The organism is Bacteroides sp. An322 (genome assembly GCF_002161765.1).
GTDB classification, from domain to species: Bacteria; Bacteroidota; Bacteroidia; order Bacteroidales; family Bacteroidaceae; genus Phocaeicola; species Phocaeicola merdavium.
On record NZ_NFIN01000010.1, the window covers coordinates 18,128 to 43,681 of the forward strand.

General features: G+C 42.2%; 23 protein-coding genes and 2 tRNA genes. 16 read left to right on the top strand and 9 right to left on the bottom strand.

What is annotated here, in order from left to right; all coding sequences use genetic code 11:
- Positions 1-83: 83 nt before the first annotated feature.
- Positions 84-1,058, top strand: a complete 975-nt coding sequence (locus B5F91_RS07140; protein WP_087428401.1) for an ROK family protein — start codon at positions 84-86, stop codon at positions 1,056-1,058.
- 90 nt (positions 1,059-1,148) lie between these two features.
- Here the strand turns inward: B5F91_RS07140 and B5F91_RS07145 are convergent, their stop codons facing one another.
- Positions 1,149-1,907 (bottom strand): ABC transporter ATP-binding protein, encoded by a 759-nt coding sequence (locus B5F91_RS07145; RefSeq protein ID WP_087428402.1) that lies wholly within the window; start codon positions 1,905-1,907, stop codon positions 1,149-1,151.
- A 5-nt stretch (positions 1,908-1,912) separates the two neighbouring features.
- The gene (locus B5F91_RS07150; protein ID WP_087428403.1) at positions 1,913-2,653 is read right to left on the bottom strand and encodes an ABC transporter permease; all 741 of its coding nucleotides are present in this window, start codon (positions 2,651-2,653) and stop codon (positions 1,913-1,915) included.
- 152 nt (positions 2,654-2,805) lie between these two features.
- Here B5F91_RS07150 and lptB point away from each other — a divergent pair, with 152 nt between their 5' ends.
- From lptB to mutL, 13 genes are all read left to right on the top strand, one after another.
- Positions 2,806-3,624, top strand: a complete 819-nt coding sequence (lptB, locus tag B5F91_RS07155) for an LPS export ABC transporter ATP-binding protein (protein WP_087428404.1) — start codon at positions 2,806-2,808, stop codon at positions 3,622-3,624.
- Between the two features lie 256 nt (positions 3,625-3,880).
- Positions 3,881-5,227, top strand: a complete 1,347-nt coding sequence (tig, locus tag B5F91_RS07160; protein WP_087428405.1) for a trigger factor — start codon at positions 3,881-3,883, stop codon at positions 5,225-5,227.
- 165 nt (positions 5,228-5,392) lie between these two features.
- Positions 5,393-6,052: an ATP-dependent Clp endopeptidase proteolytic subunit ClpP gene (gene clpP, locus B5F91_RS07165; RefSeq protein WP_087428406.1), complete on the top strand. Its 660-nt coding sequence runs from the start codon at positions 5,393-5,395 to the stop codon at positions 6,050-6,052.
- Between the two features lie 4 nt (positions 6,053-6,056).
- Positions 6,057-7,301 (top strand): ATP-dependent Clp protease ATP-binding subunit ClpX, encoded by a 1,245-nt coding sequence (clpX, locus tag B5F91_RS07170; protein ID WP_087428407.1) that lies wholly within the window; start codon positions 6,057-6,059, stop codon positions 7,299-7,301.
- 150 nt (positions 7,302-7,451) lie between these two features.
- Positions 7,452-9,635, top strand: a complete 2,184-nt coding sequence (gene recQ / locus B5F91_RS07175; protein ID WP_087428408.1) for a DNA helicase RecQ — start codon at positions 7,452-7,454, stop codon at positions 9,633-9,635.
- Between the two features lie 183 nt (positions 9,636-9,818).
- On the top strand, positions 9,819-10,766 hold the full coding sequence (locus B5F91_RS07180) for an SPFH domain-containing protein (RefSeq protein ID WP_087428409.1): 948 nt from the start codon (positions 9,819-9,821) through the stop codon (positions 10,764-10,766).
- Positions 10,767-10,804: 38 nt separating this feature from the next.
- Positions 10,805-11,011, top strand: a complete 207-nt coding sequence (locus tag B5F91_RS07185; protein ID WP_087428410.1) for an Arc family DNA-binding protein — start codon at positions 10,805-10,807, stop codon at positions 11,009-11,011.
- Between the two features lie 87 nt (positions 11,012-11,098).
- Complete coding sequence (guaB, locus tag B5F91_RS07190) at positions 11,099-12,574, top strand: IMP dehydrogenase (protein ID WP_087428411.1); 1,476 nt, start codon at positions 11,099-11,101, stop codon at positions 12,572-12,574.
- A gap of 186 nt (positions 12,575-12,760) precedes the next feature.
- Positions 12,761-13,975, top strand: coding sequence for a peptidylprolyl isomerase (locus B5F91_RS07195; RefSeq protein ID WP_087428412.1), 1,215 nt, complete (start codon positions 12,761-12,763; stop codon positions 13,973-13,975).
- Between the two features lie 61 nt (positions 13,976-14,036).
- On the top strand, positions 14,037-14,897 hold the full coding sequence (locus tag B5F91_RS07200) for a peptidyl-prolyl cis-trans isomerase (RefSeq protein WP_087428413.1): 861 nt from the start codon (positions 14,037-14,039) through the stop codon (positions 14,895-14,897).
- On the top strand, positions 14,890-16,263 hold the full coding sequence (locus B5F91_RS07205) for a peptidylprolyl isomerase (RefSeq protein WP_087428414.1): 1,374 nt from the start codon (positions 14,890-14,892) through the stop codon (positions 16,261-16,263). The genes B5F91_RS07200 and B5F91_RS07205 overlap by 8 nt, the downstream gene beginning before the upstream one ends.
- 16 nt (positions 16,264-16,279) lie before the next feature.
- Entirely contained in the window at positions 16,280-17,989 is a 1,710-nt protein-coding gene (locus B5F91_RS07210; RefSeq protein ID WP_087428415.1) for an OstA-like protein, read from the top strand.
- Between the two features lie 119 nt (positions 17,990-18,108).
- Complete coding sequence (gene mutL / locus B5F91_RS07215) at positions 18,109-19,968, top strand: DNA mismatch repair endonuclease MutL (RefSeq protein ID WP_087428416.1); 1,860 nt, start codon at positions 18,109-18,111, stop codon at positions 19,966-19,968.
- Between the two features lie 80 nt (positions 19,969-20,048).
- On the opposite strand, the gene cysK is transcribed toward mutL, so the two are convergent.
- The 3 genes from cysK to B5F91_RS07230 all read right to left on the bottom strand — a co-directional run bounded on the left by cysK (position 20,049) and on the right by B5F91_RS07230 (position 21,245).
- Positions 20,049-20,975 carry a cysteine synthase A gene (cysK, locus tag B5F91_RS07220; RefSeq protein WP_087428417.1) on the bottom strand — a complete coding sequence of 309 codons (927 nt, stop codon included), beginning with the start codon at positions 20,973-20,975 and terminating at the stop codon, positions 20,049-20,051.
- 108 nt (positions 20,976-21,083) lie between these two features.
- Positions 21,084-21,156: transfer RNA gene (locus B5F91_RS07225), tRNA-Met, on the bottom strand.
- A 13-nt stretch (positions 21,157-21,169) separates the two neighbouring features.
- A tRNA-Met gene (locus B5F91_RS07230) sits at positions 21,170-21,245 on the bottom strand.
- Between the two features lie 175 nt (positions 21,246-21,420).
- Between B5F91_RS07230 and B5F91_RS07235 the strand changes: the two genes are divergently transcribed.
- A complete protein-coding gene (locus B5F91_RS07235) occupies positions 21,421-21,816 on the top strand; it encodes a DUF1573 domain-containing protein (RefSeq protein WP_087428418.1) in 396 nt (131 codons plus the stop codon).
- 90 nt (positions 21,817-21,906) lie between these two features.
- Here B5F91_RS07235 and B5F91_RS07240 read toward each other — a convergent pair whose 3' ends face one another.
- From B5F91_RS07240 to B5F91_RS07250, 3 genes are read right to left on the bottom strand one after another with little or no spacing between them, the layout of a single operon-like run.
- Entirely contained in the window at positions 21,907-22,536 is a 630-nt protein-coding gene (locus B5F91_RS07240) for an outer membrane beta-barrel protein (protein ID WP_087428419.1), read from the bottom strand.
- Positions 22,537-22,551: 15 nt separating this feature from the next.
- On the bottom strand, positions 22,552-23,187 hold the full coding sequence (locus tag B5F91_RS07245; protein ID WP_087428420.1) for a DUF4136 domain-containing protein: 636 nt from the start codon (positions 23,185-23,187) through the stop codon (positions 22,552-22,554).
- A gap of 23 nt (positions 23,188-23,210) precedes the next feature.
- Complete coding sequence (locus B5F91_RS07250) at positions 23,211-23,771, bottom strand: DUF4251 domain-containing protein (protein WP_087428421.1); 561 nt, start codon at positions 23,769-23,771, stop codon at positions 23,211-23,213.
- 166 nt (positions 23,772-23,937) lie between these two features.
- Between B5F91_RS07250 and B5F91_RS07255 the strand changes: the two genes are divergently transcribed.
- Positions 23,938-24,591, top strand: a complete 654-nt coding sequence (locus B5F91_RS07255) for a YbjN domain-containing protein (protein ID WP_162611702.1) — start codon at positions 23,938-23,940, stop codon at positions 24,589-24,591.
- A gap of 1 nt (position 24,592) precedes the next feature.
- Here the strand turns inward: B5F91_RS07255 and rsgA are convergent, their stop codons facing one another.
- Positions 24,593-25,528: a ribosome small subunit-dependent GTPase A gene (rsgA, locus tag B5F91_RS07260; RefSeq protein ID WP_087428423.1), complete on the bottom strand. Its 936-nt coding sequence runs from the start codon at positions 25,526-25,528 to the stop codon at positions 24,593-24,595.
- Positions 25,529-25,554 lie beyond the last annotated feature (26 nt).

The window sequence follows — 25,554 nt, forward strand, 5'->3', positions numbered from 1 at the left end:
ATAAATTCGTAAAAAATTTGTTCCATTGTAGTCGAATGTTTACTTTTGCCCTAGTATAACTAACCTTTAAACGATTTAATAACATGGCAGAAAACATGGAAAAACTCTATGTAGTGGGTATGGACATCGGCGGAACAAATACGGTGTTCGGTATTGTAGATTCACGTGGAAACGTATTGGCATCCGATTCTATTAAAACACAACAACATGAAGATGTAAACGAATATGTAGAAGCAGTATGCGCCAAACTGCTTCCCATGGTAGAACAATTCGGAGGTCCGGATAAGATTAAAGGCATGGGCGTAGGAGCTCCTAACGGCAATTATTATAGCGGAACCATCGAATTTGCTCCGAATTTGCCTTGGAAAGGCGTTATTCCTTTGGCAGCTATGTTCGAAGAACGCTTGGGCATCCCTACCGCATTGACCAATGATGCCAATGCAGCGGCTATCGGCGAAATGACGTATGGTGCAGCCCGTGGCATGAAAGACTTTATCATGATTACTCTTGGTACCGGTGTAGGAAGCGGTATTGTGATTAATGGCCAGTTGGTTTATGGCCACGATGGCTTTGCCGGTGAGTTAGGACACGTCATGGTAGAAAAAGACGGGCGTATCTGCGGATGCGGGCGCAAAGGATGTTTGGAAACTTATTGTTCGGCTACAGGTGTGGCGCGTACTGCACGCGAGTTTCTTGTAGCACGTTCCGAACCCAGCTTGTTGCGTAATGTGCCGGCAGAGGAAATCCAGTCGAAAGACGTATATGATGCAGCGGTAAAAGGCGATAAACTGGCTCAAGACATCTTCCAATTTACGGGCGATATCCTTGGCCGTGCTCTTGCCAACTTTATCGCTTTCTCAAGCCCCGAAGCGATTATCTTGTTCGGAGGTTTGGCTAAGTCGGGCGATTACATCATGAAGCCTATTCAAAAAGCAATGGACGATAATGTATTGAATATCTACAAAGGCAAGACTAAATTGCTTCTTTCTCAATTGAAAGATGCCGATGCTGCGGTATTAGGTGCCAGCGCATTGGGTTGGGAAGCGAAGAAGGATTGATACCTTTAAGTTAATAGTTGATAATTAAGAGTTAATAACGGCGAATGAACACGCACCGTTATTAACTCTTAATTATTAACTATTAATTGTTCATTTCCCTCCTTCTTCCTTCACTTTTTTCAGCAAGTCCGAAGCAAAGATAAAGTCATTCAACCGTTTATTGGTGGAAGTGAATACATCATCTTTTGTGCCTTCCCACTCTTTGTGTCCTTGATAGATGTATAAGATGCTTTCGCCGATGCCCAATACCGAGTTCATGTCGTGCGTATTGATAATCGTGGTCATGTTGTATTCAGCCGTAATGCTATGCACCAAATCATCAATAACCAACGATGTCTTGGGGTCTAGTCCCGAATTCGGTTCATCGCAAAACAAGTATTGGGGTTGAAGGGCTATGGCACGTGCAATGGCTACACGTTTCTGCATACCCCCACTGATTTCGCCCGGATATTTATTTTGAGCATCAAGCAAGTTTACACGGTCCAGGCAGAATTGTGCCCGCTTCACCCGTTCGCGGTATGTCTTATTCGAGAACATATCGAGCGGAAACATCACGTTTTCCAGCACGGAAAGCGAATCGAAGAGGGCTGCACTTTGGAAAATCATGCCCATTTCACGTCTTAGGGCTTTCTTTTCATGCTTATCCATGGCGATAAAGTCTCGCCCGTCGTAAAGCACTTCGCCTTTCTCTGGAGTGAGAAGCCCTACGAGACACTTCATTAAGACGGTTTTGCCCGAACCGCTTTGCCCGATAATCAGGTTGGTTTTTCCATTCTCGAATGTAAAGCTGATGTCATCCAGCACATTGCGGTCTTCGAATGATTTATAGACGGATTTAATTTCTATCATGTCGGTTAGCTAAGTAATTTGGTCAGGATTAAATCGGAAAACAAAATCAATACGCTGCTCGACACCACGGCATCGGTACTTGCCTTACCCACCGCAATCGAACCTCCTTCTACCGTATAGCCGAAGAATGCCGATACGCTGGAGATGATGAAGGCAAAAAACAGCGATTTGATGAAACTGCACCATACGTACCACTCCACGAAACAATACTGGATACCGTATTCCAAATCGGTTGCGTTCATGATTCCGGCAAACCAGGCGGTGCAAAATGCACCGATAACACCGGCAAAGATACTGAATGTCACTAAGATAGGTATCATGGTGACAAGTCCCAATATCTTAGGCAGAATCAGGTAGGAAGCCGAGTTGACCCCCATAATCTCAAGGGCGTCGATTTGCTGGGTGACACGCATCGTGCCCAATTCGGAAGCGATATTCGAGCCTACTTTTCCAGCTAGAATCAAACACATAATAGAGGAGGAGAACTCTAACAAAAGGATTTCACGAGTGGTGTATCCTACGACAAAGCGGGGCATCCACGGGCTTTCGATGTTCAGTTTTATCTGAATACAGATAACGGCACCGATGAAAAAAGAAATAAGCAAGACAATTCCGATGGAATTGATGCCCAATTGCGCCATTTCATTGACGTATTGCTTGAAATACATGCGCACTCGTTCGGGACGGGAGAAAACCCTTCCCATCAGTATCATGTATTTTCCTAAAGTTGAAATTGGCTTTACCATAATCTTATTCAAGTCTAATTTTGATGCAAAAGTACGGTTTTTTAGCTATATTATAATAAAAGGAGGGAGGAAATTCGGACGAATGACCACATAACCCAAGTTTTTTACTACTTTTGCCGGAGATTTTTATCACGGAACGAAATTTAAACGATATGGCAGAACAGGAAAACCAGCAACAGACCGCGGAAACGTTTGAACTTCCGGAAGACGGACGTATGGTGCTCCGCACGGAGAACTTGGTGAAGAAGTATGGCAAGCGTACGGTGGTGAGTCATGTTTCTATCAACGTGAAGCAAGGAGAAATCGTCGGGCTTTTGGGTCCGAACGGTGCGGGAAAGACTACCTCTTTCTATATGACCACGGGCTTGATTGTGCCCAACGAGGGGCATATCTATCTGAATAATCAGGATATTACCAGCTATCCGGTGTACAAGCGGGCGCAAAACGGTATCGGCTATCTGGCTCAGGAGGCTTCGGTGTTCCGCAAGATGAGCGTAGAAGACAACATCGCGTCGGTATTGGAACTGACCAAGACCTCGAAAGAATATCAGAAAGAAAAGCTGGAAAGCCTTATCGCCGAGTTCCGCTTGGAAAAAGTGCGCAAGAACTTGGGTGACCAGCTTTCGGGAGGCGAGCGCCGAAGGACGGAGATTGCCCGATGCCTGGCTATTGACCCGAAGTTCATCATGCTGGACGAGCCATTTGCAGGGGTCGACCCGATTGCGGTGGAAGACATCCAGCACATCGTTTGGAGGCTGAAGGACAAGAATATCGGTATCCTCATCACCGACCACAATGTGCAGGAGACATTGAGTATCACCGACCGGGCTTATCTGTTGTTCGAAGGGAAAATCCTGTTTCAAGGCACGCCCGAAGAACTTGCCGCCAACAAGATTGTGCGCGAAAAATACTTGAGTAATAGTTTTGTGCTCCGCCGGAAGGATTTCCAGTTGAAAGAGGTGCGCGAATAGCTTTTCCAGCCTTTCGGGATAGGGCGGAAAATGCATACGGCTTCATCGGCTTGCGAAGCCGTATGCGTTGGGCAACGAAGCAGGCTTCATCGGGCGATGCACCTATATGTATAAATCAATGGAGATAAGAGGGTAGGGAAATCGTCTTTTATTGAAATTTTGGTGTGACATTTTGGTTATTGCAAGATAAAACACTATTTTTGCAGCCGCATTAGTAAATTCGAAATATAGTAGTAATTAAAACAATAAGTCGGAAATGAATATTTCATTGCAAAATGTAGACAAGGTGAGCGCGGTGCTTACCGTTCAGATTGAAAAAGCTGACTATCAGGAAAAAGTAGAAAAAGCGTTGAAGGAACTCCGCAAGAGAGTGAATATGCCGGGTTTCCGTCCGGGAATGGTGCCCATGAGTTTGGTGAAGAAACAATACGGTACATCTGTATTGGTAGAAGAAGTTGACAAACTGATGCAGGATAAAGTGAACGAATATATCCGTGAAAACAAAGTGGATATGTTGGGTGCTCCGCTTCCGAAAGAAAGCAACGTAGATTTCACGAAAGACGAAAACTTTGAATTCGCTTTCGATATCGCTTTGGCTCCTGAATTTACGGTAGACCTCTCGGCTAACGATACCATTGATTATTACGATATCAACGTAACCGATGAAATGGTAGACCAACAAGTGAAGATGTACACGCAACGTACAGCTAAATATGAGAAAGTAGAAGATTATCAAGACAATGATTTGCTGAAAGGTCTGCTTGCCGAACTGGATGAAAACGGCAATACAAAAGAAGGCGGACTTCAGGTAGAAGGTGCCGTAATGATGCCTGCTTACATGAAGAACGATGACCAGAAAGCTATCTTCAACGGCTCGAAGACCAATACGGTATTGGTATTCAACCCGTCGGCTGCATTTGATAACAATGAAGCAGAATTGGCTTCTCTCTTGAAAATCAAGAAAGAAGAAGTGGCTGCCCACACCGGAAACTTCAGCTTCCAGATTGAAGAAATCACCCGCATGATTCCGGGCGACCTGAATCAGGAATTGTTCGACCAGGTATTGGGAGAAGGAAAAGCGCATAACGAAGAAGAGTTCCGTGCGCAAATCAAGGAAACTATCGCAAAACAATACGAAGCGGATAGCGATTATAAGTTCTTGATTGACGTTCGTTCGTATGTATGCAATAAGATTGGCAAGCTGCAATTTGCCGATGAATTGATGAAGCGCATCATGTTGGAAAATAACAAGGATAAAGGCGAAGAGTTCGTGTCGGAACACTACGAAAAGAGCCTCGAAGAACTGACTTGGCACCTGATTAAAGAAAAACTGGTTGCTGCACACGGCATTAAGGTTGAACAAGCCGACATTACCGAAATGGCAAAAGAAGCTACCCGTGCTCAATTCGCTCAATACGGTATGATTAACGTGCCCGATGAATTATTAGAAAACTATTCGAAGGAAATGCTGAAGAAACGCGAAAGCGTAGAAGCATTGGTGAACCGTGCCGTTGAGGCTAAATTGTCTGAAGCGCTTAAAGCTCAGGTTACATTGAATCACAAAGCCGTATCAGCAGAGGAATTCAATAAGATGTTCGAGTAATTCCGTTCCTTAGAGCAGAATTGAATTGCTAAAACATGCTAAAAGAGGAGCTTTTAATTTGGCATTCCGTTAAGTGAGTGGAAGTTTTTGTACTTTTGCTCAATCGGAAGAGGAAGCCAGCTTAAAAGCTTCTCTTTTTATTCACAACTAAAAAAGATAAGACGAATGGATGATTTTAGAAAATATGCTGTCAAGCATTTGGGTATGAGCAGCATGGTACTTGATGACGTCATTAAGTCGCAAAGCTATCTGAACCCTTATATTTTGGAAGAACGCCAGTTGAACGTGACCCAACTCGATGTGTTTTCACGTTTGATGATGGACCGCATCATCTTCCTCGGCACACAAATTGATGATTACACCGCAAATACCTTGCAGGCGCAATTGTTGTATTTGGACTCGGTAGATTCGGGGAAAGACATCTCTATTTATATCAACTCGCCGGGCGGTTCGGTTTATGCCGGTTTAGGCATTTACGATACGATGCAGTTTATCGGGAGTGATGTAGCTACTATCTGTACCGGAATGGCGGCTTCGATGGCTGCTGTATTGCTCGTAGCCGGGAAAGAAGGCAAACGTTCGGCACTTACCCATTCGCGGGTGATGATTCACCAGCCGATGGGAGGCGCACAAGGACAAGCATCTGATATCGAGATTACGGCACGCGAGATTCAAAAGTTGAAGAAAGAACTTTATAGCATCATTGCTGAACATTCTCATACCGATTTCGATAAGGTATGGGCGGACTCAGACCGTGATTATTGGATGACGGCTCAGGAAGCGAAAGAATATGGCATGATTGACGAAGTATTAATAAAACGATAAGACATTGGAAGACAAGACAAATCAGAGAAATAAGCGGCGTTGTAGCTTTTGCGGACGTTCGGAGACGGAAGTGGGTTTCCTGATTACGGGAGTCAACGGATGTATCTGCGATAATTGTGCCGAACAGGCGCATGAAATCGTGCAAGAAGCTACCCGCCAGAGGAAGGGAGGGCTGAACCTGAACTTGGCAGACCTGCCCAAGCCGAAAGAAATCAAAGATTTTCTCGACCAATACGTTATCGGTCAGGATAGTGCGAAACGTTATCTCTCGGTAGCGGTGTATAACCACTACAAACGTTTGCTCCAGCCCGAATCGAAAGATGATGTAGAGATTGAGAAGTCTAATATAATTATGGTAGGAAGCACCGGAACGGGAAAAACGTTGTTGGCACGTACCATAGCCAAGCTTTTGCACGTTCCTTTTACCATTGTCGATGCTACGGTCTTGACCGAAGCCGGTTATGTGGGCGAGGACATCGAAAGCATCTTGACCCGTTTGCTTCAAGTTGCGGACTATAATGTAGAAGAGGCTGAGCGCGGCATCGTGTTCATTGATGAAATCGACAAGATAGCCCGCAAAGGGGATAATCCTTCTATTACCCGCGATGTGAGCGGCGAGGGAGTGCAACAAGGTTTGCTCAAGCTTTTGGAAGGTTCTGTAGTGAATGTTCCTCCTCAGGGCGGACGTAAGCATCCCGAACAAAAGTTGATTCCGGTTAATACCAAGAACATCTTGTTCATTTGCGGTGGAGCCTTCGACGGCATTGAACGCAAGATTGCCCAACGCTTGAATACACATGTGGTGGGATATAGTGCGGCAAAGGAAACGGTGAATATCGACCGTAAGAACCTGATGCAATACATTGCCCCGCAAGACTTGAAGTCATTCGGCTTGATTCCGGAAATCATCGGGCGTCTTCCGATATTGACTTATCTGAACCCGCTGGACCGTACGGCATTGCGTAACATTCTGACCGAACCGAAGAACTCTATCATCAGACAATACATTAAATTGTTCGAAATGGACGGAGTCAAACTGGAGTTCGAGCCGGAAGTGTTCGAATATATTGTGGATAAAGCCATCGAATATAAACTGGGTGCACGTGGGCTCCGCTCCATCGTAGAAACCATCATGATGGATACGATGTTCGAAGTTCCGTCGCATAAAGTAGATACCTTTACGGTGACGCTGGATTATGCAAAAGAACAGATGGGAAAAGCCAATATTTCGCGTTTGCAGATGGCTTAAAAACGGGAAAGTAAGGGAAAAAGTTGTTTTTCGTTGAAATTCTTCCTGATAAATTTGCATAATATCAAAAGTTGTTTATAACTTTGTTAAGGAGAAAAAGGAATTTTCCTTGAATGTAAAAAAGTAACATCACTTAAAAACAAAGAGACAATGACGGAAAACATCAATTTAGCGGCACAATTGAAAAAGTATTTCGGTTTCGATACTTTTAAGGGAAACCAGGAAGCGATTATTCGGAATCTGCTGGCAGGAAAAGATACATTTGTGTTAATGCCTACCGGCGGTGGGAAATCTTTGTGTTATCAATTACCCTCGTTATTGATGGAGGGTACGGCTATTGTAATATCTCCGCTCATTGCCTTGATGAAAAATCAAGTGGATGCGATGCGCAACTATAGTGAAGAAGACGGAGTGGCGCATTTTATCAATTCCTCATTGACCAAATCGGCAATTGACCAAGTGAAGTCGGATATTTTGGCTGGCAAGACCAAGCTGTTGTATGTGGCTCCCGAATCATTGACGAAAGAGGAAAATGTGGAATTTCTGAAGCATGTGAAAATATCTTTCTATGCCGTAGATGAAGCACATTGTATTTCGGAATGGGGACATGATTTCCGTCCCGAGTACCGTCGTATACGGCCTATTATAAATGAAATAGGAAAAGCTCCGGTAATCGCTTTGACGGCTACGGCTACTCCAAAGGTGAAGATGGATATTCAGAAGAACTTGGGCATGACGGATGCGGTCGAGTTTAAGTCTTCGTTTAACCGTCCGAACTTGTATTATGAAGTACGTTCGAAGACTGCCAATGTCGATAAAGATATCATCCGGTTCATTAAGCAGAATCCCGAAAAATCGGGCATCATTTATTGCTTGAGCCGGAAAAAGGTGGAAGAGTTGGCGGAAATTCTTCAGGCGAATGGGATTAAGGCACGCCCTTATCATGCCGGAATGGATTCGGCAACACGGAACGCCAATCAAGATGCTTTTTTGAAAGAGGATATTGATGTGATTGTAGCAACCATTGCTTTTGGTATGGGTATTGATAAGCCGGATGTACGTTTTGTAATCCACTACGATATGCCGAAAAGTCTGGAAGGCTATTATCAGGAGACCGGACGCGCGGGACGTGACGGAGGGGAAGGTCAGTGCATAACGTTCTATTCGAACAAGGATTTGCAGAAACTGGAGAAGTTTATGAAGGGCAAACCCATTTCCGAACAAGAAATCGGCAAGCAATTGCTTTTAGAAACGGCTGCATACGCTGAATCATCTTTATGCCGTAGAAAGGTATTGTTGCATTACTTCGGAGAAGAATATACAGAAGAAAATTGTGGTAATTGTGATAACTGTTTAAATCCGAAGAAACAAGTGGAGGCTCAGGATTCATTGTGCGCAGTGATTGAAACAATCATTGCGGTTAAAGAGAATTTTAAACAAGATTATATTATTGATATTCTTTTAGGTAAGGAAACAAGTGAAGTGCTGGCGCATAAGCACGAAGATCTGGAAGTGTTCGGCTCGGGTATGGGCGAAGAAGAACGCTTGTGGAACGCTGTAATCCGCCAAGCGTTGATTGCCGGTTATTTAAGTAAGGATGTAGAAAACTACGGCTTGCTAAAAGTGACTCCAGAAGGACGGAAATTCCTGAAGAAACCTAAATCATTCAAGATTGTAGAGGATAACGATTTTGATGAGGATGAAATGGAAGAAGTGCCGATGCGTGGTGGTGCTTCGTGTGCGGTCGATCCGGGATTGTTCTCGATGCTGAAAGACTTGCGCAAAAAGATGTCGAAGAAACTGGACGTACCGCCCTACGTTATCTTCCAAGATCCTTCGTTGGAGGCAATGGCTACTATCTATCCGATTACGTTGGAAGAATTGCAGAATATTCCGGGAGTAGGTGCCGGAAAAGCAAAACGCTACGGGCAAGAGTTCTGCGATTTGATTAAGAAGCATTGCGAAGAAAACGAAATCGACCGTCCGGAAGATTTGCGTGTACGTACGGTGGCAAATAAATCGAAATTGAAAGTGTCTATTATCCAAAGCATCGACCGTAAAGTTGCCCTTGATGATATTGCGGTAGCAAAAGGCATAGAGTTCAATGAGTTGTTGGACGAAATCGAAGCTATCGTTTACTCAGGCACCAAGTTGAATATCGATTACTTCTTGGAAGATGTAATGGACGAAGACCACATGCTTGATATTTACGATTATTTCAAAGAGTCAACTACGGACAAGATTGACGATGCCATGAGCGAACTTGGCGGAGACTATACGGAAGAAGAAATCCGTTTGGTACGTATCAAGTTTATCTCAGAAATGGCTAATTGATTGTAACATAGAATACTTTATTCTTAGATAAAATGAGTCATGGCGGAAATATAATCTTTCTGCTATGACTCATTTTTTTATGGACTTATTTTTATTAAAAAAAAGCATGCTTGTCTCTTGTAAATTTTAATAGAAATGCATATCTTTGTGATATCAAAATAATATCAACTTAAATATGCTATTATGGAAACAAAGGAAAAGCTCTTCTGTGGTTTTAAGATGAACGGTTTTGTTATGCTGTTTATTCATTTGGTTGTTGTCTGCGCGGCTATTATTGCTTGTTTTATGCAAACTAGTGAAGTGATGTATGCTGTCGGAGTCTTACTTTTTATAGTATGGTGCATTTTATTTGCTGGTTATATGCAATTGGAACCCAACGAGGCACGTGCTATGGTTTTCTTCGGAAAATATAAAGGGACTTTCAAAGAGACAGGGTTCTTTTGGGTTAATCCGTTCCTTAATAAGAAAAAACTTTCACTTCGTGCACGTAACTTGGATATAGAACCTATTAAAGTGAATGATAAGATAGGTAATCCGATACTGATCGGGCTGGTGTTGGTGTGGAAATTGAAAGACACTTATAGGGCAATGTTTGAAATTGATTCGCAAACCATGGCTTCAAGCGGGAAAGAAGCGGCAACCAATGCTGGAAATGCCATTGCCAGCCGGATGAATGCTTTTGAAAACTTTGTGAAAATACAAAGTGATGCGGCTTTACGTCAAGTGGCAGGGCAATATGCTTACGATAATAATGAAGGCGAAACGGAAGAATTGACTTTGCGCTCGGGAGGTGAGGAAATTAACGAACAGTTGGAACAAAAATTAAATGAACGTTTGGCTATGGCAGGAATGGAAGTAGTAGAGGCACGTATTAATTACCTTGCTTATGCTCCTGAAATTGCGGCAGTGATGCTTCGCCGTCAACAGGCTTCTGCTATTATTAGTGCACGCGAAAAAATTGTGGAAGGGGCGGTGTCTATGGTGCACATGGCACTTGACAAATTGGAAAAAGACCAGATTGTAGAATTGGATGATGACAAGAAAGCAGCGATGGTAAGTAATTTGTTGGTAGTTCTATGTGCTGACGAATCTGCCCAGCCCGTATTGAACGCCGGTACATTGAATCATTAATCTGCTGGATAAAAACTTTATTTTATGATTGGAATCCTATGGCAAAGAAAGAAAGCACGACTAAAAGTTTTGTCTTGCGAGTGGATGCGGAAACGATGGATGCCATAGAAAAATGGGCAGCTGATGAGTTTCGTAGTACGAACGGACAATTACAGTGGATTATTACCGAAGCTTTACGTAAAAGCGGTAGGCTAAAGAAAGGGAAAAACCGTCCACAAGCAGCGGAAGAAGTTATTCATTCTTAATTCTTCCTTAAAAAAGGACGGTTTCTTTTCTAATTCAAAAAAAATGTGTACATTTGCACGCAATAAAATCTAAAGTATTTTTATTCTATGTCATTTATTGCAGATAAAGTTGTAATGGACGGATTGACTTACGATGATGTACTGTTGATTCCGGCTTATTCAGAAGTATTACCCAAAACAGTCGAACTCTCGACTAAGTTTTCACGCAACATTGAATTGAAAATCCCGTTTGTAACGGCGGCGATGGATACGGTTACCGAAGCGCAAATGGCTATTGCTATTGCACGCGAAGGCGGTATCGGCGTTATTCACAAGAACATGCCTATCGAAGAACAGGCACGTCAGGTGGCTATTGTGAAGCGTGCTGAAAACGGTATGATTTATGATCCGGTGACTATCAAACGCGGTTCTACCGTAAAAGATGCGCTGGGTATCATGGCGGAATATAAAATCGGAGGTATTCCTGTAGTGGATGACGAAAATTACCTGGTGGGCATCGTGACCAACCGTGACCTTCGTTTTGAACGCGATATGAACAAGCGTATCGATGAAGTGATGACTAAGGAAAATATCGTGACTACTGCTCCGGGTACGGATATGGAAACGGCATCGGATATTCTTCAGCAGAACAAGATTGAGAAATTGCCGGTTGTAGACGAGAATGGCAAGTTAATCGGCTTGATTACTTACAAGGATATCACGAAAGCAAAAGACAAACCGATGGCTTGCAAGGATTCGAAAGGCCGTTTGCGTGTAGCTGCAGGTGTAGGTGTGACCAATGATACGCTTCAACGTATGGAGGCTTTGGTAAAGGCGGGTGCCGATGCCATTGTGATTGATACGGCTCACGGACATTCGAAATACGTGATTGAGAAATTAAAAGAAGCTAAGAAGGCATTCCCTGATATTGATATCGTAGTAGGAAACATCGCTACAGGTGAAGCTGCTAAGGCTTTGGTAGAAGCTGGAGCAGATGCGGTAAAAGTAGGTATCGGTCCGGGTTCTATTTGTACGACCCGTGTGGTTGCAGGAGTCGGCGTGCCTCAATTGAGTGCCGTTTATGACGTAGCTAAAGCATTGGAAGGAACAGGCGTGCCTTTGATTGCAGACGGTGGTTTGCGTTATTCAGGCGATATCGTGAAGGCTTTGGCTGCAGGAGGATATTGCGTGATGATTGGTTCGCTGGTGGCAGGTACTGAAGAATCTCCGGGCGATACCATTATCTTCAACGGACGTAAATTTAAATCATACCGTGGTATGGGTTCGCTGGAAGCAATGGAAAACGGTTCGAAAGACCGTTATTTCCAAAGCACGACTACGGATGTGAAGAAGCTGGTTCCGGAAGGCATTTCAGGACGTGTGCCTTATAAAGGTACTTTGTATGAAGTGATTTACCAGTTGGTCGGCGGTTTGCGTTCGGGTATGGGTTATTGCGGTGCGCATAACATTATGGAGTTGCACAACGCGAAGTTTACCCGTATCACCAATGCCGGTGTATTGGAGAGCCATCCGCACGATGTGACGATTACCAGTGAGGCTCCTAACTATAGCCGTCCGGTATAAAGGATAAGATTGATTTCGTATGAGGGTGTATTAAAAAAATCCACTTTCATTTTGTCATCCTGAACGTAGTGAAGGATCTCGGATACACAAGCTGATGTACACGAGATTTTTTACTACGTTCAGAATGACATTTCTTTTTGATAATCATTTTCTGTTTAGAAATAGTCTCTTTTATTTTGATAACGCATGGACCGATTCCGCTGTTTTTTTCTTTCTGTCTTTTTCCTGTTTACCGCTTTAAGCGTTTATGCCGATAAATTGGATGAAGAGTTAGCTCGTCTAAAAGTAGCTGATGCTGAACGTCGTGGATGGGATACCCTTCCGGAATTCCGGCATTATTGCAGGGTGATGCAAGGAAAGATGTTGAAAGATTTAATGGTAGATGCCAATCGGATGGATGTTTTGCTTCATACACTTTATCGGGAAAGCGTAGAGCGTTATTCAATGAAAGGTTGGGTAAAGGTGGAAAAGATTTCAATTAATCTTCCCCAACATGCGACGAGGCGGGATGTGAAAGATGCTTGTCAGCGGATGGATTCAATTTATGCGTGCTTGCGTCAGGGCACTCCTTTTGAATTGTTCATGAAAAAAACTTCCAATCTTACATGGCGTCCTTTGGTAGGGCTGTTGCAAGAATTTTCTTCGCGTTTGGCAGATTTAAACAAAGGGGATTATACTCAACCGTTTTTGTCTCCATTAGGCGTACATATTGTCAGATTGGTAGACCGGAAGCCTGCGGTGAGTTATGAAGAAGCTTATCCTTATCTGGTTTTGTACGTAGATAAATTAGGGAAAAGGAATCCGGCATTAAAAACAGATTTGTATGCCCAATGGAAAGCAGGAAATGTTGATGATGTTTTGCTGAAAACACATTTACAGGGGGTAAAAGACCGTTTGCTGATAGCATATTGGGATGAGCATAATCCGATACCTGTTGTTAATGAAAAGGATTTAGAATCCTATTTTGATGCGAATAAAGAAGAATATGCTTGGGAACTTCCGCATTATAAAGGGGCGGTAATCCGGTGTCAAAATAAGAAAATGGCTTCGCGTATCCGTAAACGTTTGAAGAAACTCCCGCAAGCACAGTGGACAAAGGCTTTTAGCCTATGGAAACAAGAAAATCCGGAATCGGACGCCGTAATGGAAATGGGGCTGTTTCAGATAGGCAAGAATGTTTATGTTGATAAATTGGCGTTCAAATGTGGAGAACTTCCTCGGGATATCCGTTATCCGTATGTGTTTGTTATGGGCAAGCGTTTGAAAAAAGGTCCGGAAGATTATAAGGATGTGCGTGAACGGGTGGAAAAGGATTATCATCGGGTGCAGAAATTGGAACAATTCAAAAAATTACAGGAAGAAAATTCGAATTTCTCTCAATTGACATATAAAAACCGTTAATTGTAGCGGAAGTAATTAATTAATAATGTATCTTCGTTCGCCAATTCAGACAAAATAGCTGATGAATAGAATAGGTTGCTTGATTATCGGTTTGCTAGTCATGAGCGGATGTTCTGGTTCGTTCAACCATCAAGGGAAAACGCCGTTGGTGGAAGTAGGCGATGCATTCTTGTATAAAGAAGATTTGGATGCAGCTTTGCCAGTTGGCATTCACGATAAGGATAGTGTACGGTTTGCCGAAGACTATATTCGGAATTGGGTGGAAGATGTGTTGCTTTACGGAAAAGCGGAAGGCAATATTCCGGATAATGAGAAGATAGACCAACAAGTTGCTGCTTATAGGCGTGCTTTGATTATGCATACTTATCAAGAAGAATTGGTAAGGCAAAAGTTGGGAACTGAAGTGTCGGAAGAAGAAATTGAAGCTTATTATGAAGCTCATGCTGCACAATTCCGGGCAGAACAGCCTTATATTCAAGGTTTGTTCATGAAAGTGCCTGTTCAAACACGGAATCTGAACCGGGTACGCAATTGGTATAAACGGAATACACAAGATGCGATAGACGGTTTGGAAAAGTTCAGTATCGCTCATGCTGTGAGTTATGAGTATTTTTATGACCGTTGGCGGCCTGTGTCTGAATTTGCATTAAAGATGCCGTTAGAGGCATTGGAAACAGATATGGATTATTTAAAACGGAATAAAAACGTGGAAGTCCGCGATACTGTCTATTGCTATTTTTTGCATGTAGAACAGTTTTTGCCGAAAGGAGATCCGCTTCCGTTAGAATATGCGAAAAATGAGATTAAAGAAATGATAATTAATCTGAAGCGGGTGGCATTCATTAATCAAATGAAAAATGATTTGTATCGAGAAGCTTCAGAAAATAATGACATAATTTATTATAAACCGGACAATGAGTAAGTTTAAGTTGATTAAGTGTTATGTATGTATGCTTCTTTCGTTGGCGGGTGTTTCTGCTTTTGCGCAGGACAATGTCATCGATGAAGTGGTTTGGGTGGTAGGTGACGAAGCCATTTTAAAATCGGATGTAGAGAACGAACGATTGAACGCACAATATGAGAACCGGCATTTTGATGGAGACCCTTATTGTGTGATACCTGAGGAATTGGCTGTACAGAAATTGTTTTTGCATCAAGCGGAGTTGGATAGTATTTTTGTATCCGACCAAGATGTCATTCAAAAAGTGGAACAGCAGATTGCTTGGTTGACTGAACAGATTGGCTCCAGAGAAAAAATGGAGGAATATTACAATAAGACCTATACGCAGATACGCGAGATGTTGCGTGAGAATATCCGTGACGGGTTGACAGTACAGCAGATGCAACAGGAAATTGTCGGTGATATTAAACTGACTCCGGCTGAGGTGCGCAATTATTTCAATAAGTTGCCGCAAGACAGTATTCCATTCGTGCCTACACAGGTAGAAGTGCAGATTATTACGCAAGAGCCTAAAATACCGGAAGCTGAAATAGAACGGGTGAAAGCGCAATTGCGTGAATATGCCGACCGTGTGAATAAAGGCGAAACTTCTTTCTCTACGTTGGCTCGTTTTTATTCGGAAGACCCTGGAACGGCACGCCGTGGAGGGGAAGGAGGATTTACCGGGCGTGGTGAATTGGTTCCTGAATTTGCCAATGTGGTATTTAACCTGACCGATACAAAGAAAGTGTCCAAAGTGTTTGAAACGGAATTTGGCTTTCATATTGCCCAGTTGATAGAGAAACGGGGCGACCGTGTGAATTACCGTCATATTCTGTTGCGTCCGAAAGTAGACCAGAAAGCCATTGACGCTTCTTTGGCTCGTTTGGATTCGATAGCGGATGATATCCGGAAAGAGAAGTTTACGTTTGATGATGCAGCGACATGGATTTCGCAAGACAAGGATACGCGTAACAATCACGGATTGCTTGCCAATCCTCAATCGAATACTTCCCGTTTCGAGATGCAGCAATTAGCAGGTTTAATTTCACAAGATGTAGCCAAAGTGGTAGAAGACATGCAAATCGGTGAGATTTCAAAACCTTTTACGATGATTAATTCGAAAGGAAAGCAAGTGTGTGCCATTGTGAAATTGAAGAACCGGATTGACGGACATAAGGCTACCATTACCGAAGATTATCAGCGGCTGAAAAGTATGGTAACCGCCAAGCGAAGTGAAGAAAAACTTCAAAAATGGATTGTAGACAAGCAAAAGAATACATACGTGCGCATCAATCCCAACTGGCGGAAATGTGATTTCAAATATCCGGGATGGATTAAACAATGATACGGAAACGTAGATTATGCAGAAAAAGAGAAACCAAAAACATACGCTTAATGGGCATAGGGCACTTTTAATGTGTGCCTTATGCCTTTTCGGCTTTTGTCTGTTGGCACAAAAGCCTGTTCAGAAACAAACCGTTTCACGTCAGAATGATTCGATAGCACAAAAACAACCGGTTCCTAAAAAACAACAGGCAAAAAGTAAAGTCTATTTGATTCATTCGGATATCTTGCGTAAAGATTCCCGTCATCCCGATGCACAAGTGGTAGTGGGCAATGTGGTTTTCCGTCATGATAGTGTATATATGTATTGTGACAGTGCTTACTATTACGATAAAATCAGTTCATTTGAAGCATTCAGTAATGTAAAAATGAATCAAGGAGATACGCTCTTCTTGTATGGAGACCGTTTGTATTATGACGGGAATACACAAATAGCCGAAGTGCGCATGAATGTGCGGATGGAGAATAAGAATACGACCTTGTTGACCGATAGCTTGAATTACGATCGGGTGTATAATTTAGGTTATTTCTTTGATGGAGGGACATTGATGGATGAACAAAATGTATTGACTTCAGAATGGGGACAATATAGCCCTAGTACTAAGCAATCGGTATTCAACTATGACGTCCAATTGGTTAATCCCCAATTTACTCTTACTTCAGATACGTTGGAATATAATACGGCAACAAAGATAGCGGATATCGTAGGTCCGTCGGATATTGATAGTGACAATAATCATATTTATTCGGAATTAGGCACTTATAATACGGTTACTGGTAAGGCTTACTTATATAATCGTTCAATTTTGACCAATGAAGGGAAACAACTGACCGGAGATACGCTTTATTATGACCGTGATGCCGGTACAGGAGAAGCTTTCCGGAACATGGTGATGACTGATACGATTAATAAGAATATGATGACGGGCGAATACGGCTTTTATAATGAAAAGACTAAGTTTGCTTTTGCCACCGATAAGGCAGTAGGTATTGATTATTCCCAAGGAGATAGTTTGTTTTTGCATGGTGATACGTTGATGATGCGTACCTTTTATTTGGAGACAGATACAATGTTCCGTGAAATGCAGGCATTCCATAAAGTACGTTTTTACCGTACAGATGTACAAGGAGTTGCAGATTCGTTGGTATTTTCCACAAAAGACAGTTGTCTGACGATGTATCATGATCCGATTCTTTGGAATAAGAACCAGCAATTGGTAGGCGAGAAGATTTGTATTTATATGAATGATAGCACAATTGATTGGGCACATATTATCAATCAGTCATTGTCGGTGGAAGAACTTGATTCAACTATGTATAATCAGGTAACCGGAAAAGAAATGAAAGCTTATTTCCGTGATGGAGAAATGTATAAGACCGAAGTAATCGGTTCTGTACGTTTGGTTTATTATCCGATGGATTCGGATAGTACTCTGATTGGGATGAACGTATCTGAAACCAGTAAATTGGAAATTTATTTGGAGAACCAGAAGTTGGAACGTATGGTGATGAGTCCGCAATCAAATGGGACTTTGTATCCGATGCTTCAGATTCCAAAAGGAAAAGATAAATTGGAGAACTTTGTATGGTTCGATTATATACGTCCGTTGAATAAAGCAGATATTTTCAATTGGCGAAGCAAGAAAGCAGAAGACCAATTGAAGAAGAATGTCCGTGGACCGGTAGAATTGCCTAACCAACATCTGTTTGATGAAAAGAAAGAATAGCGTATGGGACTGTTTATAATAAGAAAACCGTGTGCCTATCACCATGAATATATTTGTGGTGTTACTCTATATTGCATTATTTAGTGACAGGTGAATTTTCGTTTTAAACAAAAGACTATATGAGTGATGTCATACGTTTGTTGCCCGATTCGGTAGCTAATCAGATTGCGGCAGGTGAAGTGATACAACGTCCTGCGTCTGTGGTAAAAGAATTAGTGGAGAATGCAGTAGATGCAGGTGCACATCATATTGATGTGTTGATTACAGATGCTGGAAAAACATGTATTCAAGTCATTGATGACGGGAAAGGCATGTCGGAGACTGATGCACGTTTGGCTTTTGAGCGTCATGCAACGTCAAAAATACGGGAAGCCTCTGATTTGTTTGCTCTTCATACGATGGGGTTCCGAGGAGAAGCTTTAGCTTCCATTGCTGCTGTGGCACAGGTGGAATTGCGCACTTGTCAGGAAGGGGAAGCTTTAGGGACTCAACTAACTATAGCTGGTTCGAAAGTGGAAAGCCAAGAGGCGGTAGCATGTCCATGCGGAAGTAATTTCAGTGTAAAAAATCTGTTTTATAATGTGCCTGCGCGACGTAAGTTCTTGAAATCAAACCAGACGGAATTGAGTAATATTCTGGTTGAATTTGAACGTATTGCGTTGGTTAATCCGGATATATCTTTTACGCTTCACCACAACGGAACGGAAATGTTGAATTTGCCTGCTATCCAATTGCGGCAACGCATTATGAATGTATTTGGTAAAAAGCTGAATCAGGAATTGCTTTCGTTGGATGTAACTACCAGTATGATTCGAATATACGGGTTTATTGGTAGACCTGAAACAGCACGCAAGAAAGGAGCCCGCCAATATTTTTTTGTAAATGGAAGATATATGCGTCATCCTTATTTTCATAAGGCAATAGCTGATGCGTATGAGCATTTGATTCCTGTGGGTGAACAAGTGTCTTATTTTATTTATTTTGAAATAGAACCGGCGCATATTGACGTAAACATTCATCCTACTAAGACTGAAATCAAATTCGAAAACGAGCAAGCTGTTTGGCAAATCCTTTCTGCTGCTGTAAAAGAGACCTTAGGGCGTTTCAATGCTGTGCCTTCCATTGATTTCGATACGGAAGGAATGCCAGAAATACCTACGTTTGAACCTATGCAACAAGGAGGAGTTGTGCCTCCTTCTACATCGTTCGATCCTTCGTATAATCCCTTTAACGTTTCGTCTTCCGTACCTCCATCTTCTTATTCAGCTGCTTCGTCATACCGGAAGCATTCAGCCGATTGGGAACCTCTTTTTACAGGTTTGGAACGGAAACATGAAGGAGGGCAAGAGGTTGTTGAGCAACCTGTTGAAGAGACAACACTTTATGATGCACATCCTGAGGAGAGTGTTAAGGAAAATATAACTCAACACTATCAGTATAAGGGATGTTATATTTTGACTTCAGTAAAATCTGGGTTGATGATTATAGACCAACAGCGGGCTCATATTCGTATTTTGTATGAACAATATATGCATCAATTAACTGATAAACAATATGTTTCACAACGTTTGCTTTTCCCGGAAATGGTGCATTTCTCAACTTCAGAAGTCCCTGTATTGGAGGAAATTAAAGATGATTTGCAAGCATTAGGTTTCGATTTGAGCAATTTGGGTGGAGGCTCTTATGCTATTAATGGTGTTCCTGCTGGCATTGAAGGGTTGAATCCTGAAAAATTAGTTATGGAATTGGTACAATCGGCTATTGAAAAGGGGGGGCATGTTAAGGAAGCCGTTCAAGAGGCACTGGCACTTTCATTAGCAAAAGCTTCTGCAATTGTTCCGGGTCAGGTCTTGACTGCTGAAGAAATGAACGATCTTGTGGATAGACTATTTGCACTTTCTGCTCCTACTTATACACCAGACGGGAAAGTGGTGCTTGCGGTTGTAAAAGAAGAAGATATTGAAAAACTCTTTAAGTAGTTGATAATTGAGAGTTGATAGTTTATAGTATTTATTTTGCGGGCTATTAATTCCAACTTTCAATTATCAACTATAAACTATCAACTATTAATTACAGAAAGGTATCTTTCTCCTGTATCAGGCAATAAGGCAATAATGTTTTTACCTGCATATTCTGATTGGGTTGCCAATTGGATAGCTGCATAAATGGCTGCACCTGATGAAATTCCTACTAATAATCCTTCTGTAGCTGCTAATTCTTTTTCGGTTTGGAGGGCATCTTCATTTTTTACTCGGATGATTTTGTCTACTACATCTGAATTGTATGTTTTGGGAATAAATCCGGCTCCAATACCTTGGATGCTGTGACTTCCGGCTTTATCTCCCGAAAGGACAGCAGAAGAGTCTGGCTCTATAGCAATGATTTCTATTTGTGGGTTATGTACCTTCAGACCTTTTCCTACGCCGCTCAAAGTACCTCCTGTGCCTACTCCGGCAATAAATACATCTACTTTCCCGTCAGTGTCTTTCCATATTTCTTCTGCTGTAGTGTGTAAATGTGCTGCTGGATTTGCGGGGTTTTCAAATTGTTTTAAGATGATAGAGCCGGGAATTTCTTGTTGTAATTCATTGGCTTTTCGGATAGCTCCGTTCATACCTTCGTTTCCAGGAGTTAATATCAATTGCGCACCCATTGCTTTCAATAGCATTCTTCGTTCTATGCTCATGGTTTCGGGCATGGTAAGTATGGTTTTATATCCTTTTATCGAAGCAATCCATGCCATGCCTACGCCTGTATTTCCGCTTGTTGGTTCGATAAGGGTGGCTCCAGGCTGAAGAAGCCCTCTTTGTTCTGCATCTTCTATCATGGCTAATGCTGCACGGTCTTTGACGCTACCGCCCGGATTAAAGTATTCTAGTTTGGCTAGTATAAAAGCTTTGGTTTGGTATTTTTCATTCAGTCGGTTTAGTCTCAGTAGGGGAGTGTGACCGATAAGTTCGGTTAATTGATTGTAAATCCGTGCCATAATAATTAAATGGTTAATGATTAATAGAAGGGTAATAAAAGGAAGTCATATTGACTTACTGTTTTATAAAAGTAAAAAAGAGAAAACTTTCGTTTTCCCTTTCCCTTGTTGCGGAGGCCTGACTCGAACAGACGACCTTTGGGTTATGAGCCCAACGAGCTACCAACTGCTCCACTCCGCGATGTTAAATCAAATGGTTGCGGAGGCCTGACTCGAACAGACGACCTTTGGGTTATGAGCCCAACGAGCTACCAACTGCTCCACTCCGCGATGTTAATCACTATTTTCTTAAATCGAGTGCAAAGGTAGAGGTTTTGTTTTAAATATGCAAGTTTTTTGCTGAATATTTTATCTCACATACTAAAAAACTTGAAAATTGGCAATGCGATGCAATAGGATAGTTGAAAAAACTGTACCTTTGGAGAAGTTTAAAAGAAAATCATATATGAAAAAGATTTTTACAACTTTTCTTTTGGCAGTGGTTATGTTGGTTGCTTATGCGGCTGGTACTGCCGAAATCAAATTCGACCGGACTTCACATAGCTTTGGCTCTTTCTCGGCTGATAGTCCGAAAGTGACTTGCAAATTCAAGTTTACGAATACGGGAAACGGCCCCTTGGTGATTCATCAGGCCATTGCTTCATGTGGATGTACTGTTCCTCAATATCCTAAAGAGCCCATTAAACCGGGTGAAAGTGGGGAAATTACTGTTACATATAACGGTGCAGGCAAGTTTCCGGGACACTTCCGCAAAAGTATTACTTTGCGCACCAATGCTAAACAAGAAGTTATCCGCCTTTACGTAGAAGGTGACATGACTCCTGCGTCAGAGAATGAATAGTTAATAATGAATAGTTATAACGGGTATTCCTTCCTCTAATCGAAAGCTTCGCTATTAACTATTCATTATTAACTATTAACCGTTCATCGCTTAGAAGATTACACCGAGGCGGAAGCCCGCATTGTTTTGTCCGTCTATTCCTTCACCCGTTAAAGTTTGGGCTTGATTGGTCATGTAGCTGTAATAGCCTGCTACATGAAAACCGAGCCGCCTGCTTTTGAATGGAAATATTTTCAATCCAATTTCAGGCGAAGCATAAAATCCCCATGGATTGTCGTATACGCCTCCGGTGCCATAATACGTTGTGTAGCGGGTGTAAGCTGCACCCAATTTTACACCAAAATAAGGTTTGACTACTTTACCGTTGTAGAGATTATACGAAGTGGTGATACCGAAAGGTAGCTGATAAGCAGAACGTTGCTGGTCGGTTGTAAGCGATTCGGTGGATGAAAGTTGTAAGGTTTGTCTGCCTACGTATTTATGGTTGGTATGAAAATTGATAAAAGCTCCTACAGCCCAGCGTGGGGCAACATCGTAAACCGCTTCAAAGTTCATGCCCCAGCCGCTGATTTTATCTGCAAAGTCTGTAGAATAAGGTGCATTCATTTGCCAGTCGATTTGGAGATGCATCTTCTCCGCATCCCATTGTGCCCGGCTTTGTAAAGCGAACATCGAAAATATACAGAATGTAAACGCTATCTTTTTTAAAAATGTTTTCATATTATTTCCCTCCTATCATTTGTCTGTGCCCAAATAAGCCGATTGGTTAAACGCTTGGTTTATTCCGTCTGTCAGTAATTGCATGTTTACACGGTTGTTTCCGAATTGGAATCCTGAAGCACTGGCATACCATATTACCGGTATCGAACGTTGGTTTTCATCTTCACGTCCGGTCAGGTCTGCCATTTCAAGGATTAAGGCTTGTGTATCGTAACTATATGTCACCGGATACGGATAATACCATCCGCCCCAATAGCCTCCCCAGTAGAAAGGGTCCCACCAACCATTCCAATATCCGCTGGAAATTACGGTATTGGTTTGTGCAAGATAAGATAGTTGCACGCCTATATCTGCCTTGTTTTTCAGAGAAGGGTCAGTAATGCGTGTATATCCTAAGCGGTTCATTTGATTTTCCACTACGCTGATAAGTGCTTGTGCATTTTCGTCAGTCCAATAGGAAGCGCGTACCTCGCCTGCCTCCAGAATGCTGTCCGGCAAATAATAAGTAGCATATTGGTTAAAATCCGCGCCATTGTCATGGTCTGTATATACCACTAAGTCGGCGTCCAGTTGTCCCATATCGGGTTCTTTTTCGCATGCCGCCAGCATGAGTGCGGCTATGCCTGTTAATAATAAACTTTTCTTTTTCATAATCTGTCACTTGTTGTTAAAATTCAAATTGAACGTCCTTTAAACACATTGCTCTTATGCAATGGAAGTAATGTCCCGTTTAGGGTTAAGCGGTTTGAGTTGAAATTGGGTAAGATATTCACTACGGCATTGTTTGAATTTGCCATTAGGTCAATATCTACTCTTGCCGAGATGCCTACTCCCATTACATTCATACTTAAATGCAAGTTGCCGCGTTTATCGGTTTTTACTTCGTAAGATGATACTTTTCCGTCAACAGTTACGCCTCCCAATCCGTTCGGACCACTTATGGGAATGTTAAATGCAACTTGAACCACTGCATTTTCACCATCAACAGATACGAAATTGGTATTCGAATTGACATAAGCTGTCTGTCCGTATTTGAATACGACTTGGTCGGCTTCCAAAGTGAACTGTTTGTTGTTCAAGGCTTGTTTGGCTTCTTCGAAAAGCAGGCTGTCCAATTTCGCTTGCATTGCTTTTTTCTCTTCACGGGTAAGTTCACGTTCTGTTTCTTGGGCTTGTGCAACATTTGTTACAAACAATAGCATAAATAGCATTATGCCTGAAAAAATCTTTTTCATAATTTCCTCCTTTTTTCAAATTTACATCTATAAAACAAATCCATTGCTCTTTTGCTGCATGTTTTTGAATTAAAAAAGTATAAAAGAAGTCCGAAACTTAATCTTTATCAAGATTATTCGTATCTTTAGGTGTGTCAACTTCAAATCTGTATGCTTTATGAACAACATTACTGAAATTACCTTTTTGATAGCCGTTATTGCATTGGCATTATGGCCTATTGTATTGTTTCTTTTGCGTGCTATGCACGAACGTCGGAAACGTATGGAACGTTTAGACCAAATGACTAAGGATGAACTGGATGAAATCAGTACAAAAGATTTAGTGCTTAATATTTTGAGAAAGATAGGGTGCCAACCCGAAGTGAACGAAGAAGGGCAAATAGCTTTCAAGTATCAAGGGGATGATTTTTATATTGCAGCTGAAGAAGAAAACCGGTTCATTATGATATGGAATCCGTGGTGGGGCTCTATTAATGCAGATAATGAAGCGTTTCCGGTATTGAAAGAAATCATTAATCTGGTGAATGTGAATTCTTTAATCACTACGGTCTATATGGCGGATGAAGATGGGAAAACCATTGGGCTTCATTCGCGATGCCACACGTATTTCACTCCCAATGAAGGGGAATTGGAAGACCATCTGAAGATGTTGCTCGACTTTTTCTTTGATACACATAATGCTATTAAAGATAATATGAACCAATTGGGCAATGCGGCTATTGGTGAAGAGGAAAAGAAAGAACGGGTGAAAGTGAAAGGATTTGCTGCTTATAAAGAAAACACTACACCGATTAAGTTGGAAACAGAACAGCCTGCTTGACTTAATAGGCTGCACGGTATTTCCCTTCTTCCTTGTCTTCCAATATATTAAGGTAGGATGCATAGCGCGATTCGCTGATGTAATGGTTCTCTACGGCTTCGCGTACGGCGCATCCCGGTTCATGCCGGTGGGTACAGTTCCCGTATTTGCAATGTGCGGAGAACTCGAAAATCTCTTTGAAGTAATGTCCCACTTCCTCGTCTTTCATGTCGAAGGTGCCGAATCCTTTGATGCCCGGTGTGTCGATGATGTATCCTTCGCCTTCTACGGGGAACATTTCGGAAAAAGTCGTGGTGTGCATCCCTTTGTTGTGAGCCGTGGATATTTCTCCGGTCTTTAGGTTGGCTTCGGGCAGAATGGCGTTGATAAGTGTAGATTTGCCTACACCCGAATGTCCGGAAAAGAGTGTGATTTTTCCTTTCAGTTCTTCCTTTATTTCATTGATGCCTTCGTTATTCAGAGCGGAAATGCGGAAGCAAGGGTATCCGATGTGTGTGTAAAGGTTGATTAATCCATCAAGATACCGTAATTCATCTTCCGAGTAAAGGTCTGTTTTATTGAATACCAATGCCACAGGCACTCGATAGGCTTCGGCGGAAGCCAGAAAACGGTCGATGAAGATCGTGGATGTTTCGGGATAATTGACGGTCACCACCAGCATACATAAGTCAAGGTTGGCAGCAATGATGTGCGATTGCTTGGAGAGGTTCGAAGCCCGGCGGATGATGTAATTCTTGCGGTCTTCTATTTCGGTAATGAAAGCGGTGCCTTCGGGGTTCAGAACGATACGCACACGGTCTCCTACAGCAATTGGATTGGTGCTGCGGATTCCTTTCAGGCGGAAGTTGCCTTTAATCTTGCATTCGATTTGCCTTCCGTCTTCGGTCTTCACCACATACCAGCTTCCTGTGTTTTTAATGACTAATCCTTTTTCCAAGTGAAATGTTTTTTAAAAAACACAGA